The sequence below is a fragment of the Peribacillus sp. NPDC097198 genome, assembly GCF_044762055.1.
Taxonomy (GTDB): Bacteria; Bacillota; Bacilli; order Bacillales; family DSM-1321; genus Peribacillus.
Map to the genome: position 1 here is coordinate 20,637 of NZ_JBIWDO010000016.1, position 13,474 is coordinate 34,110.

The window sequence follows — 13,474 nt, forward strand, 5'->3', positions numbered from 1 at the left end:
ATATCTTAATAGTAAATCTTGAGCGGTTACGTATTTCAATGGGGAGGTATTCATGCAAAAAAATATAGATGGTAAGCAAAACGAAACAAAAAGACCAAATAGCCAGTCGAGTGGTAACATGCCAACTCTTCCCTGGTCAAACAAAATAAATAACTTTTTGGTGCTTTGCATCTATGAATCAAACAACCAATATAATGATTTTCATAAAATGTATCACATTCATAAGGCTAAAGGCCGGACAGGTTTTCAAACATTTAAAGAAGGGTTTAGTACATCTTTTGTTATTTGGGAAGAGGCATACAAAAAAAATGAAGAGTTGTTTTTTAAACTAAGGATTACAGCACGAAATGAAACCGTTTCACAGATAGCACAGAATGTTGTGTTTTACCTTATAAGCAGATATGAGAAGTTGTCTTCAAAAAGCGAGGCTGTTTTTAATGATAAACAATTAATTGAAGATTCCATTTATCAAATGGAAAACAAATTAAAAACAGATACCTTTTTGGCTAAGGAGACTGTTTGGGTCAATTTTTATAGTTGGTTTAGAAATCAGATAAAGGATTGGATTATTGAGGAAATTGCTGGTTTGTTAGGCACTAATCATTTGGCAAGACTGGATAATGATGAGCTGAATAAACTATTCTATCAACAACTTACGGATAAATTCGCTAAAGACACCGATTTTGTATTGAAATTAATAGATATCGTAAATGGCTATGTACAAGAATGGGTTAAATTAATCATCATTCATTTCAATCTGGAATCTTGTTCTGTAAAAAAAATAGAAGAGCTTCTTTGTATTAAGAAAGATGGTTTTCGAACACCTGATTTATTATTAACAAATATCAGGGATTTTTCTTCAAGCTTTACTATCCAAGACCATTTACTGGTAATGAATAGTGCTCCGTACCAATCTGTCAGAGACGCCATTTATAAAAAGAACTTTCAAAAAATCGGAAATGCTCCATGGCCATCAACACCTATTCTACGTGGAAACACAGAAGGATTTATACAAATTATCCCTATATTCAACCACTCTCTAAATATGGAACAGAGTATAGTCGACGAAGCATGGAACAGAGTACAATCATTGTCGGATGCGGATGTGGATGTATTCGATGCCCTTTGCAGCCTGTTTTTATCCAAGGCGAGAAACAATGAAGAAATTATAGAAATTCACCTGAGTGATTTACTATCCATAAGAGGCTTAAAACCTAAACTTGGTGGAGATGGGCGAAGAGGGGGATATGAAGCGAAACAACGAGAACAAGTTTTGAAATCGCTTACAAATATTCAAAGCATATGGATTAATATCCAAAAAGCGATCGTCTACGAAAAAGGTAAACCAGTTCATACAAGGTTGCAAGGACGGACATTTATTTTTATCGACCGTAAGGGGGAAGAATACTCCATTTCGGAGGAAACATGTAAGAAAAAGATTACCTTTACAATTGATCGGGTTTTCGCGAAGTTCTTGAATGGATCTGGCAGGCAGGTTGCACTTCTTTCAATTAAAGCCCTGCAATATAACCCTTATAAACAACTGTGGGAGAAACGACTTACTAGATATTTAAGCTGGCGTTGGAGGACACAAGCGAGAAAAGGAACCTTTTTACAGCCAAATAAAACAAGTACGCTCTTGGAATCTATTGGGGAAGAGATGAATATTCGAACTCCATCGCGTACGAGAGAACGTTTTGAAAAGGCTTTGGATAAGTTACTTGATGATGGAGTAATTGCATCATGGCATTATGAAAAGTGGGACGAGTCTATTGCGGATTTTAAAGGATGGGCGAATATTTGGTTGAATTCCATGATTTTAATAGAACCTCCGGAGATTATTATGGAACAATATCGTTCAATTGAGAAAAAAAAGACTATTGATGATTCGGAACAAAAACATTCTAACCAAAAGAATGTACAAATTGGTAAGCAAATAAGAAACACTAGAAAAATGCTCAATCTTACACTATATCAATTGGCAGAAGAACTAGAAATTTCTGCTCCTTACGTTAGTAATATTGAGAGGGGAATTAAAGTCCCATCAAAAAAAATTCGCATGAAAATGCTTAAATGGTTGGAAAAACATGAAACGGTTCATCATACATAGTGGTTAAAACGCCGAATTCCGCTCATTAAATTCCATTGAAGCCAAAGAGTCCAATTCCTACACTACACTCTAATAAAAGGGAAGGAATTGGACTATAGCCCCCGAAGTAAGCAGGAGGGATTTGGCCCTAATGCAACTACTGTTTTCGGAGGGGTGAATGTTTCATATTGTCATATGTATTTAAACATATCGCTTCATTATTTATATTTGTATCCCTTATCATATCGTTACAACTAAACAATTATTTACTTATTGGTATATGGCTAATTACGTCTATTTTTATTTTTATAACTTTCGATAAATCTATGAAATCGTTTATTATCACAGGTATTCTATTTGGAGTTGGATTTTCCGCTTATTTATATGCAATTACTCATTGGACGGTACAGTTTGAAACAAAGGAATTACGCATACTTTTCAGTAGAGTATCATTAATTCTAATTTTGGTCCCCTTATTCATTTTATCTTTCTTTTCCAAGTCTCCATTTATAGCATATTTGAAAAAACCACAATGGAATGAACTGATTTACTTTCCATTTATATGGTCCGGTTTTCACCGAACGAGTGTTAAGTTTTTTCTATTCATAGCATTAATCGTTAATACTATTGTCTTTACACCTTTCATTATTCAAAATGGTTGGTTCGCCATCAAAGAAATGTGGCTACTCACCATCATATTTTCAATAACAAATGCTGTATTAGAAGAACTTATTTGGAGAGGTAATCTGCTGAATCGGTTCTCAGAACTATTAGGTGAAAAATGGGCGGTCGTACTAACAAGTTTGGGTTTTGGATTGCAACATTATTCACTTGGAATTCCATGGGTTACTTGCATTGCCTTTTCAATTGGAGGAATGTTTTATGGAGGGATTACTATCAAAGGCAGAAGTGTGATTCCTTCGATTCTTTGGCACTTTATTTTTAATATTCTTATGGTTTTAAGTGGTTTCCTATTGAACTAAGAAAAGGTACGAATTCAAGTATCACCAAGGAACAGAAGAAAAAATTTAATAGAGTTTATATAGGAAATCCTTAAACGGGGTTTCCTTTTTTATTTCAAACTAAAAAGTTAAGCGTTTATCTTGTTCAGATGTCGGGGCTATCCCCACGCATAGTCGGGGTTATATAGAACGTAATTTTTTTAGTGTCTCCTTGTATCCCTTGCTGCATCAAGGTTAAATGAAAGGTTTTACATGAATTAACCTCCTAATGTTTATATGAATTTAGCGATAGTTAATTTTCTTATCTTTTTTTCTCTACATGTAAGATGAAAACAGAGAAATGATTTATACATTACGAGGTTGGGGGAGAATGTATGACAAATGAAAATCAAATAGATCTTTCAAATCAATCGCTTGATCCTTTATTTAATCCTAGGTCTGTAGCCATACTAGGTGCATCTGCGAATAAATATAAGATTGGTAATCTACAAGTGAAGACACTTTTGGATGGGAAATTTATCGGAGAGATTTATCCAATCAATCGCAAAGCAAAGGAGATTGAAGGATTAAAATGTTACCCTTCCTTATTGGATGTACCAAACGATATTGACTTGGCCATATTTTGTTTAAATGCCGAACAAGTACAGCAAGGGTTAGAAGAATGTGCAAAAAAGAATGTTAAAGCGGCCATCATTTTTTCTGCGGGCTTTTCTGAAACTGGACAGGAAGGCATTGAAAAGCAGAAGGTGCTCACAGAGATTGCCAAAAAGAATGGTATTCGAATAGTCGGTCCCAACTGCGTTGGGTTAGTTAATTTGTCTAATGGATTAATCGGGACGTTTTCACCTGCGATATTATCAGTTCCGTTGGACGGCCAACAAGGTGTGGGGTATGTCTCGCAAAGTGGGGCATTTGGTGTATTAACATACATGGCTGCTGCACAGAATGAACTAAGTTTTAACTACTTTGTGAGTGTCGGAAATGAAATGGAAACCGAGTTTTCGGATATCGTGGAATATATGATCCATGATCCAAAAATAAGCGTAATAAGTGGTTACTTGGAAGGATCTAAAAATCCAGAAAAGCTAAGAATTTTGGCTAAAGACGCACTGGACAAAAATAAACCAATTATTGTCATGAAAACAGGCAGAAGTATAGCAGGAAGTAGAGCTGCTGCTTCTCACACTGGTTCACTCGCTGGTTCGGATCATGTTTATGATGCATTCTTTACGCAATCCGGTATTGTCAGAGCTGATGATTATGAAGATATCATCTCTTTTTCAAAGTTATTTCTTTCCAATAAGTTGCCTAAAGGAAGAAATACAGTAATCATCACAAGTTCTGGAGGAAGAGGCATTAATGAAGCAGACCGTTGTGAAGCAAATGGTCTTACCATCATTCCTCTAAGTGAAAAAACAAAGGAAAAAATCATGCTTAATATTCCTACTTATGCAAGCGCTTCCAACCCAGTTGATTTAACAGCTGCTGCCTCTGTATCCAATCCAGAATTATTTATCGCTCCATTAAGGGCTCTTATTGAAGATCCTGAAGTAGATAATATTATTTTCACTGAGTTTCCTAATTATTGGGATGCTGATCATCCTTTGTTAAAAGAGTTTATAGGTCTTTGTAAAGCTTCCGACAAATTCATATTCATTACCTCTTTCCCACTGGTAGGCATGTCCATTCCTCAAGGCACAGCAGAGCTTGTTAAAAATGGGATTCCTGTTGTACCGGGTAATTTAAATCCAATCAGAGGATTTGCTAAATTAGTCGAATACAGTGAATATTATCGAAAAAATAAGGAGTTACATGTATTTGAACAACTTGAAATTCCTAAGTTGATAGAGAAGCAAGATATAGAAAAACTATTGCCTGCTGGCAAGACACTGAGTGAATCAGAAGCAAGCGCTATATTGGATCATTATCAAATTCCAACTACAAAGAGATCTTTAGCTACAACAGCTGAAGAAGCATCAAATTTTGCAACAAAAATGGGGTACCCAGTCGTTTTAAAAGTGGATTCCCCTGATATTCCACATAAAACAGAAGCAGATGCCATTCGATTGAATGTGAAAGACGAACAAGAAGTCGTAAAAGCTTTCACTGAAATAACCCGTAATGCACTGAAGTATAAACCAGACGCTATAATCAATGGAATTTCCGTACAGGAAATGCTCCCCGAAGGTGTGGAAGTAATTATAGGGGCTAATAATGATCCGGTTTTTGGACCTGTTATCATGTTTGGTCTGGGAGGGATATTTGTAGAGGTCTTCAAAGATGTGTCACTTAGGGTTGCGCCAATTTCGAGAAAAGATGCTCATGAAATGATTGAAGAGATCAAGGGAAAAGCCATCCTTAAAGGAACGCGGGGAAAAGATCCGGTTCATATCGAATCCATTATTGATGTGTTACTAAAGGTTTCAGCCTTGGTCACTGATTATAAAGATTCCATCAAAGAGCTGGATATAAATCCTCTAATTGTTTATCGAGATGGAATTAAAGCAGCGGATGCGATGCTTGTTATCGGTAACGAATCTGAAGTGAAAACAACGATTAGGGGGTAGCAAACTATGGAGTTGGATTATTTAAAGGGTTTAACTGGAAATCAATTTGTATTTGAAGTCGAAAAAAGGCATATACGGCAATTTGCAGAAGCAATCGGTGATTTTAATCTTTTATATATCGATGAAGAGTATGCTGCAAAAACAATATATGGAGGCATTATTGCTCCTCCCACTTTCCCTATAGCAATAGGGCAAGATAGTGGAGAAAACTTGGATCTAAAGCTCGATCAAAGAAGAATGCTGCATGGTGAGCAGGAATTCATCTATGAACGCCCAATTCGTCCGGGGGATACACTATATTGCCAGATGAAGGTCTCTGATGTGTATGAACGTGAAGGAAAAAAAGGGCCTATGCAGTTCGTGGTTCTCGATACGGAAATCAGAGATGAAACGGGTAAATTGGTTGTGATAAGCCGTACGAATATTATCTATAGGCCCTTAAAAGCTAAATCATCTACAGTTTAAGTAGGGAATAATTGCTTATAAATAGTCGATTGGAGCAAAAGGAAGACTTCCAATGAGAGGAGTAAAGGGAAATGTTGAATTATGAAGGCTTACAAGAAGGACAAAGACTCAAGTCACTTACCAAGCCAAGTGTAACAAAAGTTCAATTAGTCAAATATGCAGGTGCTTCAGGGGACTTCAATCCGCTCCATACAGATGATGACTTTGCCAAAAAAGTAGGAATGCAAGGGGTGATTGCTCACGGAATGCTGGTCATGGGCTTTCTAGGGGAATATGTAATGAAATTGGCTGGCGATACCGCTATGCCAACGAACTTTAAAATGAGATTCGGTGCTATCACTGTACCCGGATACCAAATTACCTGTTCAGCATTTGTGAAAAATGTGTATGAGAAAGAGGGAAAACGCTTTGTCAAACTGGATCTTATTGCAGAAAAAGAACCAGAGCATGTTGTAGGATCAGGGCAAGTCGTCTTGCAATTTCAATAGGGGGTTGCTTTAGAAATCAAAAGGGAGGCTTTTTTATGGGAAGTATAAAAGATCGCTACGCCATTGTCGGAGTTGGGGAGAGTGAACGATCCAAGAATTCTGGAACAACGCCCCTTCATTTGGCATTGGATGCAGCACGGGCAGCATTGAATGATGCTGGTCTTCAAGCGAAAGATATTGATGGTTTCATGAGTTATTCCGAACATGATTCTTGCACTTCACATCAGTTAGCCACGTATTTAGGCGTTCGTCCGAAATATGTAAACGATATTATGGGTGGAGGAAGCAGCACGGAGATGTTAATTGCTGATGCTGTTGGTCTAATTGAAACAGGTCAATTAAATACGGTATTAATCTACCGCTCTATGAATGGGAGATCTGGCGTCCGAATGGGCGGGGGCGGTTGGGATGTGAATCTGCTCCAATCGGCCATTGAAGGTGGGAGCTTTATCATTCCTTACGGAGCGGGTAGCCCATCACAGTGGTTCGGACTTTTTGCGACTCGCCATATGCATGAAACCGGGTTGACCCAGGAGCATCTTGGACATGTCTGCACGAGCTTTTATGAGCATGCCCAAAGAAATCCAAAAGCATATTTTTACGGGAAACCGTTAACGATGGAAGAATATAAAAATACACCATATTTGAGTTACCCATTCAATAAGCACGACTTCTGCATGGAATCAGATGAAGCAAATGCAATCATCGTCACTTCAGCAGAGCGAGCTGAAAATGGTAAATCTAAACCAGTCTACATCATGGGCTTATCTGCAAGGCAATGTGTGTCACATGCCCATTATTGGAACAATTTAGATGAAGTCGCTTCTGACTATGTTGCACCTGAAGTATATAAAATGGCAGGGGTTAAACCCGAAGATATTCAGGTTGCGTCCATTTATGACTGTTATAGCTGGGTGGTGCTACGTCAATTAGAGGCTTATGGATTCGCGCCACGAGGCGAAGTAGGGGATTTTGTAGCCGAAGGAAACTTACGGATGGGTGGGAAATTACCATCGAATACTGCTGGAGGAATGTTATCAGAAGGCTATACACATGGGATGAATAACGTATTGGAAATTGTTCGACAAGTCCGACATGAATATAAAGGGACAGATCGCCAGGTGGAAAATTGTGAAATAGGTATATGTACTGGCTGGGCTGGTCCTGATATCGCAGGAGCTATGATTCTTAGAAACTAGGAGGGAAAAAGATGGAATATCAAAAACCAATTCCGGTAAAAACCCAAGATAATACCCCATATTGGGATGGGGCAGATCGTCATGAACTGATTCTACAAAAGTGTAATAGCTGTCAGGAATATTCGCACCCTCCTGGACCAAGTTGTGCAAAATGCGGAAGTACGGAACTAAGTTGGGAAAGTCAAGGTAGTGACATAAACGGGAAAGTTTATTCGTATATCATTTCCTATCGTCCATTTCTGCCAGGATTCCAAGATGATTTACCACTCATCATTGCAATTGTCGAATTAGATAAATTGCCTGATGTCAAATTAATCGGGAATATTCAGCAGTGTCCTACCGATGATGTTCATATCGGAATGCAGGTCAAGATGACTTGGGAGAAAATGACGGAAGAACGTTCTTTGCCACAATGGATTCAAGTATAGATCATTCAATTTAGACTGGTAAAAAAGGGGGAAAGAAACAATGGACTTTTCGTTTTCAGCAAAGGAAGAAGAATTCCGACATGAATTAAGAATGTGGCTTGAACAAAATTTACCTGAAGGTTGGTTAGAAGGATCTAGCCAGGTTTCTAAGGATGAAGGTGAATATGCCGCTTTTTTAAGAGATTGGCAAAGGAAGTTATACGAAGGGGGCTGGGCGGGAATTGCTTGGCCGAAAAAGTATGGTGGCCGGGAAGCTACGTTGATGGAGGAAATTGTTTATCATCAGGAAATGGTTCGTGTTAAAGCACCTCCTTTGGTGAATTATGTTGGACTACATATGGTTGCACCAACACTTATGCAAATAGGTACGGAAGAACAAAAAACAAAGTATATTCAAAAAATCCTCACAGGTGAAGAAGTTTGGTGTCAAGGATACTCCGAGCCAAACGCTGGATCAGATTTATCAGCTATCCAAACGAGTGCAGTAAAAGATGGAGACCGATGGATCATTAATGGTCAAAAGGTATGGACAAGCTTTGGGCATCTAGCGGATCGCTGCTTTTTACTTGCTAGAACAAATCGTTTTGATAAGAAACATAAAGGGATAACGGTGTTCCTCTTGGACATGAAACAGCCAGGAGTGGAAACCCGACCTATCATTCAAATGGATGGGCAGCATGATTTTAATGAAGTGTATTTAAATGACGCGATTGCATATGATGCTGAAATTGTTGGAGAAGTGGATGAAGGATGGAAGGTTTCAATTGCGCTCCTTATGCATGAGAGAACGGGTATAGGAGCACAGGTTTTCACATTGGAACAGCAATTCAATGACCTCGTATCATTGACAAAAGAATGGAAAGTGGATGACAAGCCGTTAATGGCCGATCCACTTGTTAGAAAAACGATGATAGATTTATATACTCGTTCCCGTGGTTCTCTATTAAATTATTATCGGAATTTAACGAAAACAATAAAAAATGGTTATCCAGGAGCCGAGGGTTCCATGGATAAATTAATAGTAAGTGAACTCACAAAGGACTTACTTTCTGAATCAATATCCCTGCAAGGTCATCAGGGAGTTCTATGGAAAGAAGATGCCATTTCAGGTCAGTCATATTGGCAAGATAATTATCTCTATTCATTCGGCCAGACAATTGGTGGAGGGACGAGTGAAATACAAAAGAATACAATTGCTGAAAGAATTCTAGGCTTACCGAAGGATATGGGACGCTAAGTCTAAATAGGGGTGATGAAAAATGGATTTTTCTTTAAATCAAGAACAAGAGATGTTTCGGGGGTATGTCCGAAAGTATTTAGATGATGCAGGTCAAACAAAGGCAGCTCGTGATTTTATCAAGGGTGATACAGAATCATTACTAGCCCTGCAAAGAGGAATGGCCGAATTAGGCTGTACTAGTATTAATATATCAGAAGAATATGAAGGAATGGGATTAGGACCTTTGGATTTAATACCTGTTCTTGAAGAATCCGGTCGTTCATTAGTACCAGGACTTTATTTAGAAACGAGTGCATTGGCTGTTCCCTTATTAGAAAAGTTCGGTACGGAAGAACAAAAAGAAAACTATCTACCCAATATAGCGAATGGGACTCAATCATTTTCTCTTGCATGGTTAGAGAGGGGCGGAAGTTATGGTCCTTCTGGAATTAATCTATCTGGAAAAGTAGAAAATGACCAAGTGATATTAAATGGGGTAAAATCACTTGTTCCAGATGCCGAGTTAGCCGATCATTTTATCGTAACGGTCCGCACAGATATAGGAAAAGGTACAGAAGGGATTTCGTTAGTTATTGTCAATCGTACCGATCCCAATCTGACTATTCAAAACCAAAAAAACATGGATGAGACGCGCAGCTTAGGAAAGCTTACATTTAGTAACGTTAAAATTCCAAGAAATCAAATCCTCGGAACTCTTCACAAAGGCTGGGATGTTCTCCAAGAGGGTTTACTTACCTTCAATGCTTCACTTTCAGCTGTAATAGTGGGAGCTATGGAGAAAGTAGTGGAGATGGCTACCGAGTACGCAAAAATTCGTGAACAGTTTGGCCAACCCATTGGAAGATTCCAGGCGATCAAACACAGAATAGTAGATATGAAGACAGACTTGGAAACGGCAAGATCTTTGGCATATTATGCGAATTGGGCATTGGAAAGTCATGCATCCGATCGTGTTCAGGCCATTGCTTGCGCAAGAATCTTTGCTACGGATGCCTTTACCCGTATCTCCGCTGATAATATACAAATTCATGGAGGAATTGGTTTTACAGAAGAAATGGATTGCCAGCTATTTGTAAAACGGGCCCGATTCTATGAGAATTATTTAGGCCGTACAGATCAGTTTTATAAACAAGCCGCAACAGCATTAGGATGGTATGACGAAAGTGCGGTAATCATGCCTGTTTGAAATATATACTCATTTTGAAAGGCGGAGTTGAACTTTGAAAATAGCAAATGAAATTAGGGATTTTCAAAACATGATCAACGGGAAATTAATTCAATCTTCTTCCGGAAGACAAATAGAAAGTATCAATCCATCTACGGGAAAGGTATGGGCCACTATTCCTAACAGTACAGTCGAAGATGCCGAATCGGCAGTAAGGGCAGCAAGGCGTGCTTTTGAGGGCTGGTCTACCCTACCAGCTATGGAGCGGGCAAACTATTTGAGGAGAATTGGTGATCTGATTGTCCAACATGGTAAAGAACTTTCGGAGTTAGAGACTAGAGATAATGGGTGGGTCATTAGGGAAACGAGTTACGGACTCATTCCAAGTTTAGCAAGTTACTGGTACGATGCAGCAGGAGCGACAGCTGTAGGAAGCAAGGGAGATACCGTCCAGTTGGGTTCATCAAGTGTTGGATATACATTACGGGAACCTTATGGGGTGGTTGTAGGAATACTTCCATGGAACTCACCTCTTTTTACTTTTACCGTTAAAGCAGCCTATGCCCTTGCTGCAGGGAATACCGTCATAATCAAACCATCTGAACTGGCCTCTGTCGCATCATTAAGGTACGGTGAATTAATTAATGAGGTTCTTCCCCCTGGTACTCTGAATGTTGTTTCAGGGGATGGAGTGGAAGTAGGCAATACATTGGTCAGTCATCCTAACGTGAATAGAGTCAGCCTAACTGGATCCGGGGCAACGGCCAGGGCAATTGCCCAATCAACGGCTAAAAATCCAAAGCCTATGACGTTTGAACTTGGTGGAAAATCAGCAAACATCGTCTTTGAGGATGCCGATCTTGAAAAAGCTGCACAAGGTGTTACACTCAATGGGATTTTCACTGGGAATGCAGGCCAACTATGTGTAGGTGGTTCCAGGATCCTTATTCAAAGATCGATTATTGATGAGATGGTGACCAAAATGAAAGAAGTGATCACCGAGTATATCCAACTAGGAGATCCGATGCATCCTGAAAGCGCCATGGGGCCAATTGCTAATGCCATACAATATGAAAAAGTGTGCTCGTATATAGAATTAGGTAAAAAAGAAGGGAGAGAAATTATCATCGGCGGTCGCCACGGAGGAAAGGATCTATTGCCGGATATGCCACATTTAGCGGAAGGTTACTGGATTGAGCCTACATTAATCAGGGTGGATAGTAACACCCTTCGAATTTGTCAGGAGGAAATATTCGGTCCGGTGGCGACCGTCATCCCTTTTGATACGGAAGATGAAGCGATTGCTATGGCCAATGATACTGAATTCGGTTTAGGAGCAGGCGTTTGGACGACCAACTTGAACCGGGCACACCGAATGATTCGGAAATTGGAGTCAGGAAATGTCTGGGTCAATACATACCGGACAGTAGGTCCTGAGTTGCCTTTCGGTGGACAAAAAAGTAGTGGATACGGTGTGGATTCTATTATGGAATTCACTCGTGAGAAAACATGTTATATTGATATCGGTTAATCTTCGAAGGTAATTGAAGTGGTTGGAGAAAGGCGGTAATGTATGGAGCAAGGAGCTAAAGGCGTATTCTATGGTTGGTATGTTGTATTATGTGGGTTCTTTATAATGTTTGCCGCTTACTCTATAATAAATTCTTTACACAGCTTATTTATGGTTTCTGTTACTGAAGATTTAGGAATAAGTAGAACCACTTTTTCAATTGCTCTTTCCATAGCTGGTCTTGGCGTGGCAGTAGCTTCCCCCTTTATGGGAAAGCTACTGGCTAAGGGTAATATGAGATTGATCATGTCCATTTGTGTAGTGGTGGCGGGCTTGGGATTCATGTCATACTCATTAGCCAATTCAGCTCTATACTTTTGTATTGTTGGCTTTATGATAGGTATCTGTGTCGCGGGTTTTTCAAATATTCCCATTTCCATTATGGTAACGAACTGGTTTTATGAGAAAAAGGGAAAGGCCATGGGTTTTGCTTTTGCAGGATCAGGAATAGGCGCTGCGGTGCTTAGTCCTGTATTAACTACCATCATCACAAACTACGGATGGAGAACGGCCTATGTTATAGCGGGAATACTTCTCATTGTCTTAACATTGCCGTTTGTTTTACTATTTGCCAAGAAAAGTCCTTCCGAAAAAGGCCTAGCCCCACTTGGTGCTGATAAAATGGAGTCAACTGAGAAAATAGAGACAGAGAAGAGCGGATTAATGATGGGCGAAGCCAAGAAGACAGCGATGTTTTGGATTTTTGTACTAGGAATCGTTTGTTTTGCATTGGTGGCAGGGGGTGTACAGATGCATATTCCCGCTTATTTAATAGATATTGGTCATCCCGCCCTCTTTGCCGGTACGATTTTTGGCCTGCTTTCCCTCGCAAACACAGTGGGAAAATTGATTTTAGGTGCTGTATTGGATAAGTTCGGTACTACTGGAGGAGCTATCTATGTAGGGATATGTATGACTATTGCCATGCTATCCCTTCTGTTGGCTAAAGGCCCTGCTTTCGCCTACTTATTTGCGATTGCTTTTGGATTCAGTGTCGTGATCTCGACATTAGGACCTCCATTCATGACAAACGATATTTTTGGTAACAAAGATTTCGGAGCAATTTTTGGAGTCGTACAAGTCTTCTTTGTGGCAGCAGGTTCCTTAGGGGTCATTGTTTCCGGTTTAATCTATGATCTTACTGAAAGCTACCGTGTTGCATGGATTTTCTTCCTTGGATTATTTATCTTCAGTATGATTTGCGTGCTAGTTGCTAACAGCATGAAAGGAAAAACAAAGGATAAATTTACAATGGAGTCAAATAAAGAAATCATATCATAAGAAGTAGTATGCCTTTTTCA

Annotated in this window: 11 protein-coding genes; all 11 read left to right on the forward strand. The window is 39.3% G+C overall.

The genetic code is table 11. The features are described from left to right. Positions 1–52: 52 nt before the first annotated feature. On the forward strand, positions 53–2,110 hold the full coding sequence (locus ACIQXQ_RS19010; RefSeq protein WP_402959515.1) for a helix-turn-helix domain-containing protein: 2,058 nt from the start codon (positions 53–55) through the stop codon (positions 2,108–2,110). A 167-nt stretch (positions 2,111–2,277) separates the two neighbouring features. Beyond that, entirely contained in the window at positions 2,278–3,072 is a 795-nt protein-coding gene (locus ACIQXQ_RS19015) for a CPBP family intramembrane glutamic endopeptidase (RefSeq protein ID WP_402959517.1), read from the forward strand. 353 nt (positions 3,073–3,425) lie between these two features. Then, positions 3,426–5,618 (forward strand): acetate--CoA ligase family protein, encoded by a 2,193-nt coding sequence (locus ACIQXQ_RS19020; protein ID WP_402959520.1) that lies wholly within the window; start codon positions 3,426–3,428, stop codon positions 5,616–5,618. A gap of 6 nt (positions 5,619–5,624) precedes the next feature. Next, complete coding sequence (locus ACIQXQ_RS19025; protein ID WP_402959522.1) at positions 5,625–6,083, forward strand: MaoC family dehydratase N-terminal domain-containing protein; 459 nt, start codon at positions 5,625–5,627, stop codon at positions 6,081–6,083. Positions 6,084–6,154: 71 nt separating this feature from the next. Next, positions 6,155–6,571: a MaoC/PaaZ C-terminal domain-containing protein gene (locus tag ACIQXQ_RS19030; protein ID WP_402959524.1), complete on the forward strand. Its 417-nt coding sequence runs from the start codon at positions 6,155–6,157 to the stop codon at positions 6,569–6,571. Between the two features lie 35 nt (positions 6,572–6,606). Next, positions 6,607–7,770 carry a thiolase C-terminal domain-containing protein gene (locus tag ACIQXQ_RS19035; RefSeq protein ID WP_402872846.1) on the forward strand — a complete coding sequence of 388 codons (1,164 nt, stop codon included), beginning with the start codon at positions 6,607–6,609 and terminating at the stop codon, positions 7,768–7,770. Between the two features lie 11 nt (positions 7,771–7,781). Beyond that, complete coding sequence (locus tag ACIQXQ_RS19040; RefSeq protein WP_402959526.1) at positions 7,782–8,198, forward strand: Zn-ribbon domain-containing OB-fold protein; 417 nt, start codon at positions 7,782–7,784, stop codon at positions 8,196–8,198. 40 nt (positions 8,199–8,238) lie between these two features. Further along, a complete protein-coding gene (locus tag ACIQXQ_RS19045) occupies positions 8,239–9,435 on the forward strand; it encodes an acyl-CoA dehydrogenase family protein (RefSeq protein WP_402959528.1) in 1,197 nt (398 codons plus the stop codon). Between the two features lie 22 nt (positions 9,436–9,457). Then, positions 9,458–10,624, forward strand: a complete 1,167-nt coding sequence (locus ACIQXQ_RS19050; RefSeq protein ID WP_402959530.1) for an acyl-CoA dehydrogenase family protein — start codon at positions 9,458–9,460, stop codon at positions 10,622–10,624. A 34-nt stretch (positions 10,625–10,658) separates the two neighbouring features. After that, on the forward strand, positions 10,659–12,134 hold the full coding sequence (locus tag ACIQXQ_RS19055; protein WP_402872858.1) for an aldehyde dehydrogenase family protein: 1,476 nt from the start codon (positions 10,659–10,661) through the stop codon (positions 12,132–12,134). Between the two features lie 42 nt (positions 12,135–12,176). Beyond that, on the forward strand, positions 12,177–13,454 hold the full coding sequence (locus ACIQXQ_RS19060) for an MFS transporter (RefSeq protein ID WP_402872861.1): 1,278 nt from the start codon (positions 12,177–12,179) through the stop codon (positions 13,452–13,454). Positions 13,455–13,474 lie beyond the last annotated feature (20 nt).

Coding starts and splice junctions, on each gene's coding strand:
- ACIQXQ_RS19050 (WP_402959530.1), top strand. CDS start 9,458: ATGGATTTTTCTTTAAATCAAGAACAAGAGATGTTTCGGGGGTATGTC.
- ACIQXQ_RS19020 (WP_402959520.1), top strand. CDS start 3,426: ATGACAAATGAAAATCAAATAGATCTTTCAAATCAATCGCTTGATCCT.
- ACIQXQ_RS19035 (WP_402872846.1), top strand. CDS start 6,607: ATGGGAAGTATAAAAGATCGCTACGCCATTGTCGGAGTTGGGGAGAGT.
- ACIQXQ_RS19025 (WP_402959522.1), top strand. CDS start 5,625: ATGGAGTTGGATTATTTAAAGGGTTTAACTGGAAATCAATTTGTATTT.
- ACIQXQ_RS19040 (WP_402959526.1), top strand. CDS start 7,782: ATGGAATATCAAAAACCAATTCCGGTAAAAACCCAAGATAATACCCCA.
- ACIQXQ_RS19060 (WP_402872861.1), top strand. CDS start 12,177: ATGGAGCAAGGAGCTAAAGGCGTATTCTATGGTTGGTATGTTGTATTA.
- ACIQXQ_RS19045 (WP_402959528.1), top strand. CDS start 8,239: ATGGACTTTTCGTTTTCAGCAAAGGAAGAAGAATTCCGACATGAATTA.
- ACIQXQ_RS19010 (WP_402959515.1), top strand. CDS start 53: ATGCAAAAAAATATAGATGGTAAGCAAAACGAAACAAAAAGACCAAAT.
- ACIQXQ_RS19030 (WP_402959524.1), top strand. CDS start 6,155: ATGTTGAATTATGAAGGCTTACAAGAAGGACAAAGACTCAAGTCACTT.